General features: G+C 42.6%; 12 protein-coding genes. 7 read left to right on the top strand and 5 right to left on the bottom strand.

The window, feature by feature from the left end:
* Positions 1-9: 9 nt before the first annotated feature.
* The 5 genes from G4D82_RS05925 to G4D82_RS05945 form a co-directional block, all read right to left on the bottom strand.
* Entirely contained in the window at positions 10-1,842 is a 1,833-nt protein-coding gene (locus tag G4D82_RS05925) for a glycoside hydrolase family 13 protein (protein WP_166335530.1), read from the bottom strand.
* A gap of 570 nt (positions 1,843-2,412) precedes the next feature.
* On the bottom strand, positions 2,413-4,719 hold the full coding sequence (locus tag G4D82_RS05930) for a glycoside hydrolase family 65 protein (protein WP_166335532.1): 2,307 nt from the start codon (positions 4,717-4,719) through the stop codon (positions 2,413-2,415).
* Between the two features lie 57 nt (positions 4,720-4,776).
* Entirely contained in the window at positions 4,777-5,433 is a 657-nt protein-coding gene (pgmB, locus tag G4D82_RS05935) for a beta-phosphoglucomutase (protein ID WP_166335534.1), read from the bottom strand.
* Positions 5,434-5,443: 10 nt separating this feature from the next.
* Positions 5,444-6,802 (bottom strand): MFS transporter, encoded by a 1,359-nt coding sequence (locus G4D82_RS05940; protein WP_166335536.1) that lies wholly within the window; start codon positions 6,800-6,802, stop codon positions 5,444-5,446.
* Positions 6,803-6,975: 173 nt separating this feature from the next.
* Positions 6,976-8,004, bottom strand: a complete 1,029-nt coding sequence (locus G4D82_RS05945) for a LacI family DNA-binding transcriptional regulator (protein WP_166335538.1) — start codon at positions 8,002-8,004, stop codon at positions 6,976-6,978.
* Between the two features lie 228 nt (positions 8,005-8,232).
* Between G4D82_RS05945 and G4D82_RS05950 the strand changes: the two genes are divergently transcribed.
* The 7 genes from G4D82_RS05950 (at position 8,233) to ruvA (ending at position 22,971) form a co-directional block, all read left to right on the top strand.
* A complete protein-coding gene (locus G4D82_RS05950) occupies positions 8,233-11,319 on the top strand; it encodes a SusC/RagA family TonB-linked outer membrane protein (RefSeq protein ID WP_166335541.1) in 3,087 nt (1,028 codons plus the stop codon).
* Between the two features lie 11 nt (positions 11,320-11,330).
* Positions 11,331-12,938: a RagB/SusD family nutrient uptake outer membrane protein gene (locus G4D82_RS05955; RefSeq protein WP_317167560.1), complete on the top strand. Its 1,608-nt coding sequence runs from the start codon at positions 11,331-11,333 to the stop codon at positions 12,936-12,938.
* A gap of 12 nt (positions 12,939-12,950) precedes the next feature.
* Positions 12,951-14,081, top strand: a complete 1,131-nt coding sequence (locus G4D82_RS05960) for a SusE domain-containing protein (RefSeq protein ID WP_166335543.1) — start codon at positions 12,951-12,953, stop codon at positions 14,079-14,081.
* 62 nt (positions 14,082-14,143) lie between these two features.
* Positions 14,144-17,035 carry an alpha-amylase family glycosyl hydrolase gene (locus tag G4D82_RS05965; RefSeq protein WP_166335545.1) on the top strand — a complete coding sequence of 964 codons (2,892 nt, stop codon included), beginning with the start codon at positions 14,144-14,146 and terminating at the stop codon, positions 17,033-17,035.
* A gap of 111 nt (positions 17,036-17,146) precedes the next feature.
* Complete coding sequence (locus tag G4D82_RS05970; protein WP_166335547.1) at positions 17,147-19,927, top strand: AsmA family protein; 2,781 nt, start codon at positions 17,147-17,149, stop codon at positions 19,925-19,927.
* Positions 19,928-20,026: 99 nt separating this feature from the next.
* A complete protein-coding gene (locus G4D82_RS05975) occupies positions 20,027-22,324 on the top strand; it encodes an NADP-dependent malic enzyme (protein WP_166335549.1) in 2,298 nt (765 codons plus the stop codon).
* Positions 22,325-22,389: 65 nt separating this feature from the next.
* Entirely contained in the window at positions 22,390-22,971 is a 582-nt protein-coding gene (gene ruvA / locus G4D82_RS05980; protein WP_166335551.1) for a Holliday junction branch migration protein RuvA, read from the top strand.
* Positions 22,972-22,974 lie beyond the last annotated feature (3 nt).

The raw sequence follows: 22,974 nt of genomic DNA on the forward strand, positions 1-22,974 counted from the left end.
CGCGAGAAATTATTCTAATTCTAAGATCAAAACCGATTTACTCTCAATCGAAATGTCATTTTTCAAATCGACGCTTTTGGAAGTAAAAATGTCTTTAGCGGTTTTATAATTTCCGATGCTTTCTTGGAAGCGGGCGGTTTTGAATGTTTGCGTTTTGTTGCTGTTATTGAGGACCACCATGACCGATTGCGAGTCGGTGTAACGGAAGTACACGTACACATTGTTCTCAGGAATGTAGTGCTTCATTTTCCCGAAATGTACTGCCGTATTGGTTTTGCGCCAGTTGAACAGCCTCGAAGTGAAGTCGAAAAACTGGTTTTGTTCGGACGTTCTTCCGGCTTTGGTGAAAGCGTTGTTTTTGTCCCCGCTCCAGCCGCCTGGGAAATCACGACGGATGTCTGCATCGCCTTTGCTTTTGTCGCCTGCCATACCGATTTCTGAGCCGTAATACAATTGTGGAATACCGCGAACAGTGGCAATAAGCGCTAGTCCGAGTTGGTATTTTTTGAAGTCGTTCTTGTAGATTTCGTTGAAGCGGTTCGTGTCATGATTTTCCAGAAATGTCATGATGTTGTTTGGATTCGGATAAAGGAAATCGTTCGTGAAATTGTCGTAAACTTTAATTAAGCCTTTGTCCCAAGCCGATTCGTCTTCATTGAAAACAGTTCCAACAGCATCATGTAGGGTAAAATCCATTACACTCGGCAGGTAAGAATTATAGTTGTCAATTGCGCCAATTTTACTGTCTTTTTGCCAATAAGCCATTTGCGCTTGGTCGTGCATCCAAACTTCGCCGACTATGTTAAAATACGGATACTCATCTAAGATGGCTTTGGTCCATTTGGAAATGCCGACTTTGTCGTTATAAGAATAAGTGTCGACGCGGAAGCCATCCAAATCAGCGTATTCAATCCACCAAATGGCGTTTTGCGTGAGATAATTTAGAAGCAACGGGTTAGATTGGTTCAAATCGGGCATCGAGCGCACGAACCAGCCGTCCATACAGTTTTTGGCATCGATGGCCGAAGCGTTCGGGTCGAATTGTGTAGTCATGCGATAATTCGATTGTGAAAATCCAGGAAACTGATGAATCCAGTCGTAACTCGGCAAATCCTTGTACATCCAATGCTCTGCGCCCCAGTGGTTGGTCACGTAATCCATAATCAGTTTCATGCCGCGCTGGTGCAGTTCGGATGATAATTGCAGGTATTCTTCGTTGGTGCCGAAACGCGGATCGGTTTTATACACGTCCGATTGCCCGTAAGTATGATAGGAATATTTGGCGTCGTTGTCTTCACACATCGGTGTTGGCCAAATTGCGGTAACGCCCAATTCTTTGAGATAATCGAGATGGTCGATCATGCCTTTGATATCGCCACCATGACGGCCTCCGGGATTGGCGCGGTCGCCTTTTTCAGTCACTGATTTGTTGCTGTCGTTGTTCGGGTTGCCGTTGGCGAAGCGGTCTGACATAATCAGGTAAATCACATCCGAAGCATCGTAGCCTTTGCGTAGCGCGGAATCTTTACGTCTGGTTTTGAGGCTGTAGTTTTTCGTGAAAACGTTTTTGCCATTTTTGAATGAGAAAACTAAATCCTGTGCGGGAACGTTTTGCGTATCGATAGTAACGAATAAATAATTCGGGTTTTCTGTTTTCTGAACATTTTTGATGACGATTCCGCTGGAAACCGAAACGGTATTCTGGGCAATGTTCTTGCCGTAGAATAGGATTTGCAATTCGGGGTTTTGCATTCCGGCGTACCAAAATGGTGGTTCGACTCGGTCGAGTTGACCGAAGACTAGGATTGGGATTAGCAGTAGGGTAAAAAGTAGTTTTTTCATAGTTGCGTTGTTGTTTGTTTCTTCTTTTGCCTCGCCGCAAAAGAAGCAAAAAGGCGTTAGCGGCGTATAAAATTGGCTAAAACTGAAACAAGCAAGCTAAAAGAAATTAACTCGCCTTCGGCTCAAACAGAATTTCTTTCTTAACGCTTGATTGTTTCAGTTTTTTAACGCCAACTTTATACTATGCCGCACTAAGCGGAAGTTTCTATTTTATTTTTGGCTCCTTCGTAGCGCCAAAAATCTACGCGAGGAAAAATCGTCTGAAAAAGAAAATTTGTCTACGCGTGGCCTTAATAAAATCAGCGTTAAGACCCGAGCCCAAAGGGCGAACTGAACGGATTTTTAGCTGATTTTGTGCAGCCTTGATTTTTGCTTCTTTACCTCACACGATTATTATTTTTCAGTTGTGTTCGGTGAATCTTCGATTTGTATCAAGACAAAAGAAGAAGCTCAAGTAAGAACGTCGTCTTCCGTTGAAGACTATATGCGTTAGGGATGGCAGCGGCATCCTTTTGCGCCGGTGTTCGGCGTAAAAGATATAGCGGACAGCCCGCCCGTAACGCCCAAAAATTAAACCGTCACTAAATTATTCGGCTCGACCAAAACCTCTTTTCCGTTGACCACAACTTTGATTTCGTGATCGCCTTCGAGCACAAATTTCGTTTCATTCTGATGCACCGACACTTTTAAAATCTGGTGGCGGAAATTGATTTTGAACGAATAACCGTCCCACTGTTTCGGAATTCTGGGCGTGAAATGCAGCGTGTCGTTCTTGATGCGCATGCCGCCGAATCCTTCTACGATGCTCATCCAAGTGCCGGCCATCGAGGTGATGTGGCAGCCTTCTTCGACTTCTTTGTTGTAATCGTCCAAATCCAGGCGCGAGGTTCTTAAATAGAACGTGTAGGCCATGTCCATTTTGTCGAGTACTGCCGCCTGGATCGAGTGTACACAAGGCGAGAGTGAACTTTCGTGTACGGTGAACGGCTCGTAGAAATCGAAATGTTTCTCGAGTTGTTCTTTGGTGAAATGGTCTTCGAAGAAATAGAATCCTTGCAAAGTGTCGGCTTGTTTGATGTAGGGTGAACGCAGCACGCGGTCCCAGCTCCATTTTTGGTTAATCGGGCGTTGCGATTTGTCGAGGTCTTTCACCGGAACTAAATCTTTGTCGAGGAAACCGTCTTGTTGCAGGTAAATGCCGAGTTCCTGCGAATAAGGGAAATACATATTACCCGAAACTTTTTTCCACTCGGCGATTTCGGCATCGGATAGTTTGACTTTTTCGATGATGCGCTTGTGGTCGGCAGCGTATTCTGCGGCGACTTTCTGGATCTGCTCAGCGGCGTAATCGATGCACCATTTCGCGATATAGTTCGTGTACCAGTTGTTATTGACGTTGTTCTCGTATTCGTTCGGCCCGGTCACGCCTAAAATGACGTACTGGTTTTTTTGCTTGGAGAACGACGCTCTTTGATGCCAAAAACGTGCAATCCCGATTAAAACTTCTAGGCCTTTTTCAGGAATGTAGCTGTAATCGCCGGTGTAGCGATGGTAATTGTAAATCGCAAAAGCAATCGCCCCGTTGCGGTGGATTTCCTCGTGGGTGATTTCCCATTCGTTGTGGCATTCCTCGCCGTTCATGGTCACCATCGGATACAAAGCCGCGCCGTTTTTAAATCCGAGATTGTTCTGGGCATTCTCGATCGCTTTGTCGAGTTGATTGTAGCGATAAGTCAGTAGGTTTCTGGCTACTTGTTGGTCTTTGGTCGCCATATAGAACGGGATGCAATACGCTTCGGTGTCCCAATAAGTGGAGCCTCCGTATTTTTCTCCGGTGAAGCCTTTCGGGCCGATGTTCAGGCGCGAGTCTTTTCCGGAATAAGTTTGGTTGAGTTGGAAAATATTGAAGCGGATGCCTTGCTGGGCTTTTACGTCGCCTTCGATGGTGATGTCTGACATTTCCCAGATTTTGGCCCAGGCGTTTTTTTGTTGCTCCAGTAGTTTTTCGTAGCCGAGCTGCGACGCGGTTGCGATGACTTTTTCAGCCGCCGCCAGCGTGTTCTCATGGTTCATCGATACGGTGTAGCCGCCGATTTTCTCTATCGATGAAGTTGTATTTTGAGCCACATTCACCGAGTAAGTGAATTGGATTTTTTCGTTGTTAGATTCGACGTTTTCCGGATTTAGGGTCGCGTTCTGGCCGTTGAGCCAAATCGTATTGTGCATAAACGTCGTTGCGATGAAATGCGTTTTGAAAGTGCGCGCGGTCACAAAAGCCGAATTCTGGCTGTGCTTCACCTCGAGCGGTTCCCAGAATTTTTCTTCCCAGTTGGCGTCTTCGTTGCTTACGCCGGCATCGACATAAGGTTTGTAAGCAATGGTAGCATCTTTATTAATAGGAGTGATTTCGTAGCGGATGATTCCGGATTCATCAAGATCCATACAAAGGAAACGACGGATGTCTGCGCGAATTTGGGTGCCGTTTTTCAAGGTGGCCTCGAACGAGCGATGGTACCAGCCTTCTTTCATATTGAGCTCGCGACGGAAATGCGACACTTGTGTACAAGCGTGCAAATCGAAAGCTTCTCCGTTGATTTCGATATCGATTCCAATCCAGTTTGGGGCGTTGAGTACTTTGGCGAAATACTCTGGATAACCGTTTTTCCACCAGCCCACTTTGGTTTTGTCGGGGTAATACACACCGGCGATATAACTTCCTTGGAAAGTCTCTCCGGTGTAGTGCTCTTCAAAATTGGCGCGTTGCCCCATGGCTCCGTTGCCGATACTGAAAAGGCTTTCAGACGATTTTACTCTTTCGGCATCAAATCCTTCTTCGATAATAGACCAATTGTCTGCTTTGATATAATCCTGATTCATTTTTTTGATTTTTCAATTAGTGACATGCTAAGGCCGAAACCTTATTCTTTTCGTTTTTTATTTTTTGATTAATGATTCGATGAAATGGAGATCCATGAACGTGAAGTCTCTGAAAATGTAATTTGCTTCATGCAAGATTTGCGCGTCGCCGATACCGATGCTTGTCATGCCTGCAATATTCGCTGCCTGAATACCGGCCTCTGAATCTTCAAACACAAAAGATTGTGCGTTCTCAATACCGAGTTTTTGAGCCGCTTGCAGGAAAACTTCCGGATCGGGTTTGGCGTTGCTCACATCGTTGCCGTCGATAATGACCTCGAAATAACGCAGGATGCCTGTTTTCTCTAGAATCGGTCTTGCGTTTTTACTGGCTGATCCGAGTGCAATGCCTTGATTGTGCTCTTTTAAATACTCAAGCACTGGCATTACTCCGGGCAAGATTTCGCTATAATCCATATTCACTAAATAGGACAGATAGTCTTCGTTTTTCTGCTTCAGCCATTGGTCTTTTTCGACTTGTGAAGCATCGATGTTGCCGAGTTCTAAGATGATGTCTAAAGAGCGGACCCGGCTCACACCTTTTAATTTTTCGTTATGTTCTGGGGTAAATTCGATCCCGAGCTGACTGGCAATTTTCTGCCAAGCCAAAAAATGGTATTTCGCAGTATCTACGATCACGCCGTCGAGGTCGAATATGAATGCTTTTTTGTTCATTGAGGCAGGTTTATCCTTTAATAACTTTTGGGTCGGTAATTAAGAAGTTGCTTAAACCGGCAATCACGAGTGAAGTTCCGGCCAGTAACATCGGGGCAATGGCACCGCTACCAAATATCTTCGAGAGTAGATTTACTCCGCCAAGTGCAGCGATAATCTGAGGAATTACAATAAACATGTTGAACAAGCCCATCATGAGTCCCATTTTGTTTTCGTCTACAGAACTTGACAACATTGCATAAGGCATCGAGAGAATACTTCCCCAAGAAAACCCGATTAATATAAAGGACAAGTTCAAATAAGATGGGTCGGGAATAAAACTCATGCTGATAAATCCTAAACCACCTGAAATGAGCGAGAACATGTGAACGTATTTTCTGTTGATTTTGATTTTTGCCGAATAGAAAGTGAGCAATAGTGCAAAAGCCATCGAAGAAAGTCCGTATAATCCCATCGCTGAACCTACTGAATCCGAAGCCGATTGAAAGGCGGCATTGAGCTCGTCAAATTTGATTTTTTGCGCAACATCGGCCAGGTCAAAATCTTTTTGCAAAGGAGCAGGTGCTTTGAACACATGTTCTGTCAGTGCCGGAGTAGCCATACTCCACATGGTAAAAAAAGCGAACCAACTGAAAAACTGGATGATGCCCAATTTAAGCATCGTGCCGGTCATAGATTGGTAGGCTTCTTTTATATCTGAGAAAAAATTGGTGTTCTTTTTTTTGTTTTTGAATGCTTCAAGGTCGGAAGGCGGATATTCTTTGGTAGTAAGTACAGTATAAAGAATACTGATTAAAAAAACCAGTGCGCCGATACCAAAAGCGACTTTTACATTTTCTGGAATGACATTCAAATCTGAAGTTTCTGAAAAGCCTAGTTTTTTAACCAACCATGGCAAGTTAGAAGCTACCCAAGTACCGATTCCGATAATGAGTGTTTGCAGAATAAATCCGTAAGAGCGTTGTTCGTCTGGAAGTTTGTCGGCAACCAATGCCCTAAACGGCTCCATACTAATGTTGATTGAGGCGTCAAGAATCCAGAGGAATCCTGCAGCAATCCATAAAGTTGAAGAATACGGAACGAAAAACAGCGCAAACGAACTCAGGATGGCACCCAAAAGAAAATAAGGCTTTCTTCGCCCGAGTTTGGCCGACCAAGTGTGGTCGCTTAAATAACCGATGATGGGTTGGACGATAAGCCCAGTGAGCGGCGCAGCAATCCAAAGCCCGGGAATGTCGTGCGGCTCGGCACCTAAAGTTTGAAAAATTCTGGACATGTAGCCGCCTTGCAGGGCGAAACCGAACTGGATTCCTAGAAACCCGAAACTCATGTTCCAGATTTGCCAGAAACTTAATTTACGCTTTTCCATTATCGTAATTTAAAGATTCAATACGATAAGCGCTTTGCTTATCAAAACTTACTATTATTTTCGAAGTAAAGTATAAGTTCTGATAAATCGGCTGTAAATATAGGTTATTTTTCTTTTCAACAAAGAAATCCTAAAAATTATCGATAAACAACGCGTTGAAATTTAAGCTGAAATTATTGCAGTGGCGGCGTAGATTCGCGCAGCACCAAATGCGTTTCGATGACTTCGGTTTTGTATTGTTCGTCTTCTTCGTCTTCGGCTTCCAATCTTTCAATGAGCATCTGTGCGGCCTTGTTGCCCATCTTGATTCCGTTCTGACTTACCGTGGTAATGCTAGGCGAGGAGTAGGTAGAAATGATTCCGTCAGTGAAGCCAATCACGGCGAGGTCTTCGGGAACTTTTAGTCCTAATTTTTTAGCGGTTTTGATGGCGGTTACGGCGAACAATTCATTCACAGCAAAAATAGAATCGAGCGATTGGGTAGCGATAAGTTTCTCGATTTGATCGGCACAATTATCAATGTCTTCGATTTTGACGATGCGATTTTCCTCGACTACAATGCCACTGCTTTTAAGTGCTTTGAGATAGCCTTCGGTTCTTAGTTTTCCTACACTGACGTAATCCACAGTGGTAATTAATCCGATTTTCTCGAAACCGTTGTTAATCAAATCTTGAACGGCTTGATACGCAGCCAGACTATCGTCGATAATCACTTTGTCGCAAAGAATGTCGTTGGTCACGCGGTCGAACATCACCACAGGCATTCCCTGATTGATGACCTCACTGATATGGTGAAAATCTTTTTTGAGCTGGGTTTCTTTGGAAAGCGACATGATAAATCCGTCGATACTGCCGTTGGCGAGCATTTCCATGTTGATGACTTCTTTGTCGAAAGACTCATCGGATAAACAGACAATTACGTTGTAGCCGCGTTCGTTGGCAATGTGCTCAATACCGCTGATGACCGTTGCAAAAAAATGATGCACAATTTCTGGGATGATAATGCCAATGGTCTTGGTCTTCTTATTTTTTAGACTCAGCGCAATGAGGTTGGGCTTATAATTATAAAGTTTGGCGAACGCTTGGACTTTTTGACGGGTGTCTTCGCTGATTTCAGGGCTGTCGCGCAAGGATTTGGATACGGTAGAAATGGAAACATCGAGTTCTTTGGCGATTTGTTTCAGGGTGACTTTTCTTTTCATGTGGGCCCAAAAGGTAAATGTGGTTTTCTGAATAAAGATAATTTTATTTTTGGTTAATGGAAATTTTATACTTAAAAAATTAATACAACTCGAAAGTTTTCAACACGAAAACGTTTTCGACCTACAATTAACAAGCGTTAGTCATGGAAAACGAAAAATTTACTTAAATTTAACGTTTCGAAGTAAAGTATAAGCTCAAAAAACGAAACTCTAACTTAAACAAAATGTATGAAAACAATTTACCAAAAGTTGTTATTTTTTATGTTGCTCCTGCCCTCGGGGATTTTTGCACAAAGCACCATAGAGGGTACTGTTCTCGATAAAGTATCGAAGCAGCCGATTCCGGGAGTCAACGTTCTAATTCAGGGATCGACCGCCGGCAGTCAGACTGATTTTGATGGAAAATTCAAAATTGGCCCAGTCAAGAAAGGCGACAAACTCAGTTTTTCTTATGTTGGTTACAACCCGGCAGTTGTTGCCTATAACGGAGAAGCCAATCTTACGGTTAGCCTCGAAGAGCAGGCCAATCAGTTGCAAGAAGTAATGATCCAAGTTGGGTATGGTTCTGCTAAAAAGAAAGACGCAACAGGTTCGGTGTCGTTGATTACCTCCAAAGATTTTAACAAAGGAGCCATTGTGTCGGTTGACCAATTACTTGCGGGAAAAGCTGCTGGTGTTAGGATTACCAATAATGGAGGTTCTCCGGACTCTGCACCTAATATTAGAATTAGAGGAGGCGCTTCTCTGAACGCTTCTAACAATCCATTAATTATTATCGATGGGGTGCCATTGAGTGATTTGAACCCAGCTGGGGTGAATAACCCTTTTACGTTAATAAATCCTAATGATATTGAGAGTTTTTCAATTCTGAAAGATGCCTCAGCAACTGCTATTTATGGTGTTAGGGCTTCAAACGGTGTAATATTGATTACCACTAAAAAAGGAACCAGTGGAGAGCCGCAATTCAATTATTCGGCAAATGTTTCCATGGGTAAGTTGGCTAAGTCGCTTGACGTGATGAATGGTGATCAATACATGAAATTCATTCAGAGATATCATCCCACTAAAACCAACCTGCTCGGAGTTGATGATCCAAATACCACAGCTACAGATGACCTCGGTACTACTGATGTGATTGAGGGTAGAATCTTGAGTAACACAGATTGGGAAGATCAGATTCTAAGAACGGCGATTTCTACAGACCATAACTTTACAGCTAGAGCCAACCTATACAAAAAAATTCCATTCAGATTTTCTTTAGGTTACAGCAATGTTCAGGGGTTAGTAAAGACGAGCGATTATGAGCGTCTGACCTATTCCTTCAAGATGACTCCTAAATTCTTGAACGATGATTTGAAAATCGATCTCAACGCAAAAGGAACATATACCGATAAAAATAGTATTGATGAAGGAGGTTCTCTTGGGAATGCCTTGAGTATGGATCCGACCAAACCTGTTTACGATTCAAGTCCTGGAAGCATTTTCGGAGGCTATGCCCAATCGCTTGACACCAACAACTCTATTCTTGGTTCTTGGAACCCTTTAGCGGTTTTGAATCAGAGGGAAAGGCCAGAAAGGGCTTTGAGATTCTTGGGAAACATCGAGTTTGATTACAAGCTTCCGTTCCTAAGAGATTTGCGAGCAGTGTTGAATTTAGGAATAGATGCCTCACAGGCCAGAATCAGAGAAAGCTATTCCAACAACGCGATTGCTAAATACACAAGGGTGCCAGTCTCAACCACTCCAAACCAATATATTTTCAACCCCGGATTGGCTTATCTTGAGAACCAAACCTCTACCAATACAACAATGGATGCCTATTTGGCTTACAGTAAAAGCCTCACAGGGTTCATCACTAGATTTGATGCTCAGGCAGGATATTCTTATCAGAATTTCAAGGTCGATGGCAATAAATACGAAACGCAGACCGACCCAGTTACTGGAGTACAAATTCCCAAAGTTGATCCAAATGACCCGAACAAAAGATATTACTCTCCACTGAACCTTCAGGCTTTCTTTGCTAGAACCAATGTTGATTTGTTAGGTAAATACTTATTGACTGCCACCATGAGAGCTGATGCGACATCATTATATACAGCCGCTAACCGTTGGGGATACTTCCCAGCGTTGGGAGCAGCGTGGAAAATTAAAGAAGAGGCTTTTCTAAAGGATTCCAAAACAATTCGCGATTTGAAGTTAAGACTAGGTTGGGGTAAAACCGGACAATCTAACATAGCGAGTATTGATTTAGGAGGTAAATCGGTTGGCTATTTTCCAACACAACTACTTTTTACACCTGGGGATTTGAACAGCCAATATCTACCCAACATTACAGTATATACTCCGCTTAGCTATAGCGAAGATTTGACATGGGAAACCACAATCACTACCAATTTTGGGTTAGATTTCGAGTTGTTCAAAAACGGTTTGGTATCGGGAAGTGTTGATGTATACAAACGTAAAACTACAGATCTTTTGGCTGTGGTTACCTATCCAGCCGGAGGAACTGTTTCAGGTGATTTTGTGAAGAATATTGGAGAGATTGATGGTGAAGGTTTCGAATTTGCCTTGAATGTAAAGCCTATCAGTAATGATAATTTTACTTGGACGCTTGGTGGAAACATCGCATACAATTATAGCACAGTAGCGAGTCTGGAAGACAGATCAGTGGTTCAGGTTCAAGATTCCAGCGTTGAAGGAACAGGCTCTTATTTGTTGTATCATCACGTGGGCGATCAGCCTAGATCAGCATGGGTATTCGAGCAGGTTTATGATGCCAATGGCGATATCGTTGTGGGCTCTTATGTTGATAGAAACGGAGATGGTCAGATTACCAATGCCGACAGATACTATGTGGCTACTCAGCCTAATTGGACCTACGGATTCAATACTAACATCAGTTACAAAAATTGGGATTTTTCAGCTAATTTTAGAGGGCAACTTGGCGGTCAGGTGTATAACTTGAAGCAAAAGAACCAAGGAGCTCTGAGCAGTGCTGCCTCATTAAATGGAAATGCGCTTTACAATGTTCTTGAATCTGTCAATCCTTTGATTGTTGCCGGAAGTTTGAACAATGTACCATTTTCAGACCACTACCTAGAGGATGCTACCTTTTTAAGATGCGATAACATCTCACTTTCGTATAAATTCAATAAGTTCTTAAAAAAATCGACACTCAAACTAACAGGATCAGTTAATAACGCTTTCTTGATTACTAATTATTCTGGTCAAGACCCTGAAAATTTTGGTGCTATTGATGGAAATTTCTATCCAAGACCAATCACCTATACATTTGGGTTAAGCCTTGACTTTTAATAAACAAATAAATGATGAAGACATTTAAAATACATGGTATCGGATTAGGGTTAATTCTCCTACTATCCATTGGTTGTACAGACGACCTTAACACAGAACCTAAAGGGAAAGATAAAAACCTAGAACAGTTACTAGCAGAGCAGCCTACTTTGGCCGGTTTGGTTTCTCAGGTATACGGCTCCTTAGCTTTATCTGGGCCTTCAGGTCCAGGAAGTACTAACGTTCCCGGCGATGACCCAGGTGAATCACCTTTCTTAAGAGGGATTATCAACTTGCAGGATTTTACTGCTGATGGCATGAAAAATCGATGGGGTGATAACGGGCTAGACCAACTTACAACAGCCACAGACTGGACCAACAACAACAAGTTTTTTGGTTACTTGTATAATAGGATTTATTACACGGCTACCCAAGCTAATGGTGTAATTAATCAAATGAATTTATACAATATATCCAGTAAAGATCAAATCATCAGCGAAATGCGATTCTTACGGGCTTTGGCTTATTATTATTTGATAGACTGTTTTGGTAAAGGACCTCTTTTACTTGAAACTGATGCGCCAGGTACATTAAAAGCGGAATCAACCCGTGCAGAGATTTTCGATTTCCTAGAATCTGAATTATTAGACATTGAGCCAAAACTGCCTATGTATATCGGTTACGGACAAGCCAACCGATCTACAGCCAGAATGTTGCTCGCTAAGCTTTATTTGAATGCGGAAGTTTACAGAGGAACCAACCGTTATGCAGACGCGATGACTTATGCTAAAAAAGTGATTGACGAAGGTGGATACAGTTTAGCACCCAATTTTGGAAGTTTATTCCAAGCCGACAATGACCGGACTTCTGCTAAAAACGAGATTATTTATGCTTTAATTGCTGATTCACAAGTAAGTCAAAGCTATGGCAATACCACTTATCTGATTAATGGAAGTTTAAATGACATTACCATGAATGCCAATGACTACGGAAATCCAGGTGGAGGAACCAATGCATGGGGCGGGCATAGAGCAACCAAAGCATGGTATGGTTTATTTGGAAACTCTACTGCTGCACTTGAAGCTTCAAATGATGCCAGAGCTCAGTTGTTCTGGACAGGGTCAAGCAATGAAGATCCCGCAAAACGCCACAATTACGAGATGAACGATTATAAAGCCTGGATTGATGGATTTCCTTCAACGAAGTTCAGAAACACCAATTTCATAGGAACTACAACTATTGCTTCATTTGCCAACACAGATTTTCCACTTTTTAGATTGGCTGATGTTTATCTAATTTATGCTGAATGTGTGGCAAGAGGAGCTGGAGGAAGTGTATCTGAAGCAGTGGGCTATGTGAATGATATTCGGACCCGTTCTAACGCTACCACAATCACAGCCGGAGATTTGACACCTGACTTTGTTCTAGAAGAGCGGGCCAGAGAGTTGAATTTTGAAGGACACAGAAGAACTGATTTGATTCGTTATGGTAAGTTTACAGGCGGTTCATACCTATGGCCATGGAAAGGTGGTGTGAAAGACGGAACTTCTATACCAGCACACTACAACTTGTTTCCAATACCACTCAAAGCCATTCAGGCCAATCCTAATCTTACACAAAATCCAGGATACACTAATTAAATGGAATTACCAATGAAAAATATACTGAAAATAGCAACCTTGTTTCTTGTATTTACTGCTTTCTGGTCGTGTACAAATGATAAAGACCCCGTGGCTGGCGGAACTGCTTTCGAACTACGTAAAGATGCGTTGGTTACACCACCAACAGTATTTTCTGAAGCCAACAAAAGTGATACATTCGCGATTTTGAATTGGGATAGAAGTACTTATGGTGTTTCAAGTGTACCCAAATACTACGTGGTTATATCTGACCAAGCCAACCCAGCTAATGAAGTTGTACTTCCTGATTTGGTGATTGATACTGAAGCAGACTCCAGAACTTCAACCTTGTCAGTAGACGATTTGAATACTGCGATGAACCAACTTCCTAGCTTTAATTGCAACCAAATGAACATCGATATCAAGATTAAGTCGATATTGGGGATTTCTTCGAATTCGATTCCTCAATATTCAAATCCGATTTCTGTTGCCGTTACAGGTTATCCTAAAACGCCACTTGCTTTAGCTTTTGTTAAGGATTCAGGCGACCCGAATGCAGCATTGAAATTGGCCAGTTCTAGTTTCTTGACAAATTCGGATTATGAAGGTTATATGTATCTAGAGCCGGGGAATTATAAATTCTATCAGCCGGATGCTTGTGGTGATTATACCTCGCCAACTGTATACGGACTTACTGCAGGAAGCTTGGTGGCAGGAGGCTCTGATTCGTTTAATGTTGCTGTTGCTGGGCACTATTTTGTAAAAGCAAACTTGAGTTCTACTGCAACTAATGGAGTACCCGCGCTATCATATGCTATCTCATCGTTTACTTCTTTTGGAATTTTCGGTACCGCTAAAGGAGTTCCTTTTGCAACAAACCGACCGATGACTTACAATTCAACAACCAAAAAATGGGAATTGACTTTCGAACTTTTCAAAGGCAGGAAGTTCAGATTCAAATCGGTGAACGGAAACCCGGCAGTGTCACTGTTAGGTGCTGGTTCAACCTCTGGCGTGCTGAATCATTATCCACTTACCGATTTGGCTACCTCTGCGGGCGACATTAGAGTTCCGGGAACCGATGACGGAAGTAAACAGAATTACGTTATTACATTGGATACCAACACACCAAGAAATTACACCTACGAATTGGTAGCTAATTAAATTTAAAAAAATGCTAACGAAAGGGCTGCCTAATAACAGCCCTTTTTTAACAAAAGAAGACTATGAAAAAGACAGTTTTATTCAGTTGGTTATTTAGCTTGTTTTCGGTTGTGATGTACTCACAAGTAACGATTTCACCAGCTACTTTCAACGTGACAGATCAGATTACTATTACCGTAACCTATCCTATTACAACATGTAATACAATGGGAAATTCTCCGGTCAAGGTATATATGCACGCTGGAATCGGAAATTCATCCAATGCTTTTGGATTTTCAGTAATAGGAAATTGGGGTGTTGACAATGGCGTCGGACTTATGTCTAATGTAGGGCCAGGGGTTTACCGCATTACTTTGACTCCAAGTGTATACTTCGGGCTCAATGCAACCCAGCAAGCCGGAGCCACAAAAATGGGAATGGTTTTCAGAAATGCTACGGGCACCCAAACTTTAAAAAAGGCACCTTCTTGTGGCGATTTTATTTTCGACGTCGGGCTTTTTCAAACCACTCTTACAACACCTGCTGAGAACAGTACGACCATTATCAATTCTGGTGGCAGCAGAACAATTCAGGCTACCAATACTAACGGCGATGCAAATTACAATCTCAAGGCCAACGGAGTCAGTATCAATACAGCTAGCGGAACATCCTATTCGTTCACACACACAGATATTACGCAAAATCAAAGCTATGAGTTAGAGGTTTCACAAGGCACTTCGCTGCAAACCAAAAAGTTTTATGTAGTGGTCGATCCCGGAGTAATTTCGCAAGCCTTGCCGTCCCCAACATTAGAAGATGGAGTCAACTATAACGCCTCTGACCCAAGCAAAGCCACCTTAGTGTTAACAGCACCCGGAAAAGATTTCATCTATGTAGCCGGAAGCTTCAACAACTATCAGCCAGGTCCGAGTCATGCCATGAAAAAAGATCCAACTACCGGAAAATTCTGGTTGGAACTTACAGGTTTAACAGCAAACGTTGATTATACCTATCAATATTGGGTAGTTGATAACACGCCAACGACCAATTCGCCCAGATTAGTAAAAACTGCTGATCCATTCTCAACTATGGTGTTATCACCATTTGATGACCCGGGCATTCCATCGGTCAATTATCCGAACATCCCAGCATATCCTAGCGGACAAGAAAGAGAAGTGACTTGGTTTAAAACCGGACAAACACCTTACAATTGGCAAGTCACCAATTTTACTAAGCCTAAAAAAGAAGACTTAGTGGTATATGAAGTATTGATTCGCGATTTTGATTCCCAAAGAAGTTATCAAAATTTAATTGATCGTATCGATTATTTCAGAAACCTAAAGATCAATGCCATCGAACTTATGCCGGTAATGGAATATGAAGGCAATGAGAGTTGGGGATACAATACCTCGTTCCATCTGGCTTTAGATAAATTCTACGGTCCAGAGAACAAACTTCGAGAGTTTATCGACTTGTGTCACCAAAACGGAATTGCGGTGATTCTTGACGTTGCGCTAAATCACGCCTTCGGAAGAAACCCGATGAACCGCATGTGGATGTCTGATCCTGATGGAGACGGTTGGGGTGGTCCGGCATCAGATAGCCCATATTTTAATGTTACTGCCACACACAGCTATAGTGTAGGAAACGATTTCAACCACAGTTCAGAATACACCAGATATTATGTAAGAAGGGTTATCAAACACTGGATTGAAGAGTTTAAAATTGATGGTTTCCGTTGGGATTTAACCAAAGGGTTCACACAGAATTGCACCGGGAGCGATGCTTGTACAAATTCCTACCAGCAAGACCGCGTGGATGTACTGCGCGCTTATGCTGATTATTCTTGGAGTTTAGATCCGTACCACTATGCCATTTTTGAACACCTAGGGGCAGCCAATGAAGAACAGCAATGGGCCAATTACCGAATCAGTGGCGAAGCAGATGGCATTAGCAAAGGGGTTATGATGTGGGGCGAATCTTATGCAGCATACAAAGATTTGGCTAGAGGTTCTGGAGCCAGTATCGCCGGAATTGGTTCAGACTCACGTGGCTTTACTGCTAAAAGACTTTTGGGATATCCTGAAAGCCATGATAAAGACAGGGTGATGTATGAAGCCATTACTTTTGGTGTGGCCGGAACAACTTCGCCTTTGAATAATTTGAACAATGCCCTAGGTAGAATGTCAGCTATTGGAGCTACATCCATCTTGATTCCTGGACCAAAAATGATTTGGCATTTTGCCGAAATGGGAATGAACGACTCCATCTGGACTTGCAACAACGGAACGGTCAATACCGACTATGATGGCGGTACACCAGCCGGAGATTGTAAGCTCGACACCAAACCACAACCCCAATGGACCAATAACTGGCTCAATGTTCCGCAAAGGGCCCAAATTTATAGCGACTGGTCAAGATTTATCGATTTGAAGAAAACCCAGCCGGTCTTTGAAGGCAGTTATTCTATCAGTCCCGATGGTGGCAATACACTCAAACAAAGAATTTATGTTTTCAATACGTCTTTGCCAACCAATGAAATTAGAAACGTAGTGATATTGGCCAACTTCTCGGTGGAAAACCAAACCATTAATCCGAATTTCTACACTACCGGAACTTGGTACAACCTGATGGACAATTCTACTTATGAAGTAACCAATACTACGGCGCCTATCTCAATACCAGCAGGTCAATTCAGAGTATTTGGCGATCGTGCTGCTACCTTGAGCAATGACGTTTTTGATTTGAGTGACAGTGTAACCTTATTCCCCAATCCGTCGGACGATTATTTTTCAATCAATACCAACACCAGTAAAGTGGAAGTTTATTCGATTTCAGGGCAGCTCGTGAAAACTTTTGGCGCGCAACGCATCGATTCGAGATTCGATGTTACTGATTTGAAAGCTGGGGTTTATTTGGTTAAAATCACCGATAGCAACAACCGCTTGAAAACCACAAGGCTGATCAAGCAATAAAATAGTAGTTGAGTTATATTAATAAAAAAGCCTTCTCGAATTTTTTTGAGAGGGTTTTTTGTTTTTCAGGGATTTGTTTTAACAACTGAACTAAAGTGCTAAATTTGCCGCATGGAAACACCAAAGAAAAGACCGTTAGTAAAAGCATTGAAAATCACCGCGCTGAGTATATTGGCTTTATTGCTTGCGATGTTTTTGTTTCCGATTTTATTTCCTGGTAAAATAGCCCAAGAAGTGAAAGCTTTCGCCAATGAGCGGCTCAACGGTGAGTTGAATTTCTCTGAAGCCCAACTTTCTTTTTTCAACCATTTTCCTTCGCTAACTTTAACTTTAAAGGATTTCAAACTCAACGGATCGGCACCTTATCGCAATGAAACTTTAATCTCTGCCAATGAAATTGCTTTCGGAATCAATGTGAAAAGCCTCATTTTCGACAGCGAAGTGAAGATTGATAAAATTTTCCTTTCCAATGCACTGATGAATGTTCGGGTCAACGAAAAAGGAGAAGCCAATTACAACGTTTATGTTTCCGAAGACGAAAAGCCATCTGACCCCAACTCCAACACTTCGCTCAAATTAGAAAAAATTGACATTCGCGACAGTCATTTGGTGTACAACGATTTGTCTACTAAAATCCTTATTGATGCCAAAGGTTTCAACTACATCGGAAAAGGCGACTTAGACCAATCGGTTTTTGATATTTACACTGAAGCCGAAATCGATTCGCTGAATTTCTCTTACGACAAGCAAGCCTATTTGCTCAACAAGAAAATCAAGGCCGATTTGATTACCAAAATCAACACGACTTCGCTCGCCTTCGTCTTCCAACAGAACAATCTTAAGATCAATAAACTGCCGGTAGAGTTCACCGGAAAATTCGATTTTTTGAAAAACGGCTACGACATGGATTTCAAAATCGATTCGCAAGACAGCCGCCTCAATGATTTCTTTACCGCATTGCCGCCAGAATACGTCACTTGGCTCGAGAAAACCAAAGTCAAAGGAAGCACTTCGCTGGCTTTATCACTAAAGGGTCAATACATTGCTTCGGAGCAAAAAAGTCCCGATTTGCAGTTCAACATGAAAATCCGCGATGGGCAAATCGAATATAAGAATGCGCCTTTTCCGGTTTCAAACATCTTTCTGAATTTCGATACCAAATTGCCCGGATTGAACCCTGAAAATGTTGAAGTGAAACTCGACTCATTGTTTTTCAATGTTGGCAAAGACTACCTCAAAGCGATTGTCTTGTCCAAAGGGCTGAAACAACCTAAGATAAAAGCGGATATTCAGGCATCGCTCGATTTGAAAAAACTCGATCAAGCCATCGGTTTTGAAAACATGACACTGGCAGGTTTGCTCAAAATGAACCTCAAAGCGAACGGAGCATACAACAAAGCCCTGTCGATTTTTCCGGTGACTAAAGGAATCATTAGTATGAAGGGTGTCGACATTCAAACCCAATATTATCCGCGGCCAATCAAAAATATCAATATGCTGGCTTCGGTTTCTAATGGAAGTGGAAGGTTTGCTGAGTCTAAAGTTGTTATCAATCCGGCATCGTTTGTTTTTGAAGGCCAGCCGTTTTACCTCAAAGCCAGTTTCGATAATTTTGATAACGTTGCATACAATCTTAAAGCAAAAGGTACTATCGATCTAGGAAAAGTGTACAAAGTCTTTGCGATGAAAGGCTTGAACATGAATGGATTCATCAAGGCCGACGTGGCTTTTCAAGGCCGACAAAGTGACGCCATGGCCGGGAATTACAACAAACTCCGAAACAGCGGTACTTTGCAGCTCAAAAACATCAAGACCACGACCGAATATTTGCCAAAGCCATTCACGATTAATGAAGGTTTGTTCAAGTTCCGTCAAGACAAGATGGATTTCTCAGATTTCATTGCCAGTTACGGGCAGTCGGATTTCAAAATGAACGGCTATTTGCAAAACGTTATTGATTTTGTACTTTCTGATGCGGCGGTACTTAAAGGAAAATTCGACTTGGTTTCCAACTACATTAACATCGACGAATTTATGACGCAGGTGGCCGTGGATACTACTGCTTCAAATACGGCAAAAGCTGCTGCTACCGAAACTGGCGTAGTGGTGATTCCAAAGAATTTTGATTTGCAGTTCTTTGCCCATGCAGAAAAAGTCGATTTCAACGGGCTCAATCTCAAAAAAGGAAAGGGTGATTTAAAGGTTTCCGGCGGTCAACTGCAACTCAAAAACACCGGTTTTGATATCATCGATTGTCCGGTAAACATGGATATTTTTTATGCTAGCGACAATGCGAGAAGGGCTACTTTCGATTTTAAAGTTAAGGCCGAGAACTTCGATATCAAACGCGCTTATGATGAAATAAAAATGTTCCGAGAAATGGCTTCTGCAGCCGAAAATGCCCAAGGGAAAGTATCGCTAGATTACAAAGTAGGCGGCAAGCTGGATGGCAACATGCAACCTATTTATCCGTCGCTAACCGGTGGCGGAACTTTGTCGGTGAAACAAGTCAAGATGAAAGGTTTCAAAATGTTCGGAGCTGTGAGCGATAAAACCCATACTGACGCCATTCGCAATCCAGACGTGACTAAGGTGGATATTAAAACCACGATTAAAAACAACATTATTACCATTGAAAGGTTCAAATTCAAATTCGCCGGATTCCGACCACGGATAGAAGGAACTACCAGTTTCGATGGTCAACTCAATATCAAAATGCGCTTAGGATTGCCACCACTGGGTATCATCGGAATCCCACTTACGGTTACCGGAACCAAAGACGCACCCAAAGTAAAATTGGGCAGAAAAGGCCAAGACATCGAAGAAACCCAGTATAACGAAAACTCAACCACAGAGCCAATTAGCCCAGAAGCACCCAAGACGATCAACTAAGTAGTCTTTTTGGTTTTTCATAGAGATTAATCCTCCAAAAAGTTTCCTTATTACACCGATACTTTTACCTTTGTCAGTCGGAATCAAATCCAACTACAAATGAACAATAACAGCAAAAGAAGAGAAGCTTTACTATACCACGCCAAACCAACGCCGGGAAAAATTCAAGTCGTTCCCACCAAAAAATACGCTACCCAAAGAGATTTATCGCTGGCCTATTCGCCGGGTGTTGCCGAACCTTGTTTGGAAATTGCCAAGAAAACAGAAAACGTTTATAAATATACCGCAAAGGGCAATTTGGTCGCGGTTATTTCTAACGGAACCGCTGTTTTAGGGCTAGGCGATATCGGGCCGGAAGCGTCAAAACCTGTCATGGAAGGCAAAGCTTTGCTGTTCAAAATTTTTGCGGGCATCGATGTGTTCGACATCGAAATCGGCACCAAGAATGTCGATGAATTTATTGAAACCGTTAAGAATATCGCCCCTACTTTTGGCGGAATCAACCTAGAAGATATTAAAGCACCCGAATCTTTCGAAATCGAACGCCGATTGGTAGAAGAGCTCCAGATTCCGGTCATGCACGACGACCAACACGGAACGGCTATTATTTCCTCGGCGGCCTTAATCAATGCGCTGGAGTTGGCCGACAAAAAAGCCGAAAAAATCAAAATGGTCGTTTCTGGAGCAGGTTCGGCGGCCTTGGCTTGTGCGGATTTATATGTTTTGCTGGGCGTAAAACCTGAGAATATTTATATGTTCAACAGCAAAGGATTACTGACCAAAGACAATCCGTCAATTTCTCCGATGCAGATGAAATACGCTCGTGAAGGCAAATCCATTTCGCTAGAAGAAGCCCTAGTCGGTGCTGATTTGTTTTTAGGCTTGTCTTCAGGAGATTTGATGACGCCTGAAATGCTTTTGGGTATGGCTGAAAATCCCATTGTTTTTGCGATGGCGAATCCCAATCCGGAAATTGCCTACAATACAGCCATTGCTACCCGGAAAGACATCATCATGGCCACAGGGCGGTCAGACCATCCCAATCAGGTCAATAATGTTTTAGGCTTTCCTTATATATTTCGTGGTGCGCTAGATGTTCGCGCAACTAAAATTAACGAAGCGATGAAAATGGCTGCCGTTCGAGCGTTGGCTGCCTTAGCTAAAGAAAGTGTGCCCGAGCAGGTGAATATAGCCTATGGCGAAACTAAACTTGTTTTTGGCCGAGAGTACATCATTCCGAAACCTTTCGATCCGAGATTGATTACCACAGTGGCACCGGCAGTAGCAAAGGCCGCTATGGATTCCGGTGTGGCACTTAACCCGATTGATGATTGGGACAAGTACAAAGAGGAATTGCTAGAACGCCTGGGCTCAGACAATAAAATGGTTCGTTTGCTGACCAACCGCGCCAAGACTGATCCGAAGCGTGTTGTTTTTGCCGAAGCCGATCATCTCGATGTGCTGAAAGCCGCCCAGATTGTGCTGGAAGAAGGTATTGGTTATCCGATACTGTTAGGAAATAAAGAAGTTATATTAGAACTAAAAGAAGAATTGGGCTTTGACGCCGAAGTGCCAATTTACGACCCGAAAACCCAAGAAGAAGACCAGCGCAGACTGCGTTATGCTGAAATCTATTGGAAAAGCAGACAGCGCCGAGGAATATCGTTGCTCGATGCCCAGAAATGGATGCGCGAGCGGAATTATTTTGCCGCAATGATGATTAACGAAGGCGAAGCTGATGCGATGGTAACCGGATTTTCGAGAAGTTATCCATCTGTTGTGAAGCCCGTGATGCAACTCATTGGTAAGGCGCCGGGAATTTCACTCATCGCCACAACCAACATGATGATGACCAATCGCGGTCCGATGTTCCTGTCTGATACGGCCATTAACCCGAACCCATCTGCCGATGATTTGGCGAAAATTGCCTTAATGACGGCTAAAACAGTGCGAATGTTCGGCATGGAACCGGTGATTGGTATGGTCTCTTTTTCAAACTTCGGATCGTCTTCAGACCCAAGTGCTTCCAAGGTAAGAGAAGCGGTGGCGTATTTGCATAATTACTATCCGGACCTTATAGTCGACGGAGAAATTCAAGCCGATTTTGCACTGAATCCAGAAATGCTTCAGGCTAAATTTCCGTTTTCGAAACTGGCTGGTAAAAAGGTCAACACCTTGATTTTTCCGAATCTCGAATCGGCTAACATCACCTATAAATTACTTAAAGAGCTTTACAAAGTGGATTCGATTGGCCCTATTATGATGGGTATGGGCAAAGCAGTGCATATTTTCCAATTGGGCGCTAGTGTGGAAGAAATGGTTAATATGGCAGCAGTCGCAGTGGTCGATGCGCAGGAAAAAATCAAACGTGTGAAGAATCTCGAAATAAAATTCTAACCCAAAATGCATAAAGCAACCCAATTAAAGTTTTTTGCTATATTTGGGACTGCTTTAACAAACCAATGATAGCACATATTCAAGGTAAACTAGTCGAGAAAACACCAACCGAAGTGGTTATTGATTGCGGTGGTGTAGGCTATCATATCAACATTTCACTGCATACTTATTCCCTGCTTCCCGCCACCGATCAAATCAAGCTTTTTACTTATCTGCAAGTTAAGGAAGATGCGCACACTTTGTTTGGTTTTGTCGAGAAGTCAGAGCGGGAAATTTTTAAAATGCTATTGTCTGTTTCGGGCATCGGGGCGAGCATTGCCAGAACAATGTTGTCGTCGCTCGAGCCCAAACAAATTATCCGTGCCATTGCTGCGGGCGATGTAGCCACCGTGCAATCCATCAAAGGGATTGGTGCGAAAACGGCACAGCGGGCCATTCTCGACCTTAAAGACAAAGTGTTAAAACTATACGATCTTGATGAAGTTTCGATTTTCCCCAACAATACAAACAAAGACGAAGCGTTATCTGCTTTGGAAGTTTTAGGGTTTAACAAAAAATTGGCAGAGAAAGTGGTCGATAAAATTGTGGAAAATGATGCAGAGGCAACCGTAGAATCGATTATCAAACAGGCTTTAAAAAATTTATAATTC

Source organism: Flavobacterium lotistagni (assembly GCF_011392125.1).
In the GTDB taxonomy this organism is placed as follows: domain Bacteria; phylum Bacteroidota; class Bacteroidia; order Flavobacteriales; family Flavobacteriaceae; genus Flavobacterium; species Flavobacterium lotistagni.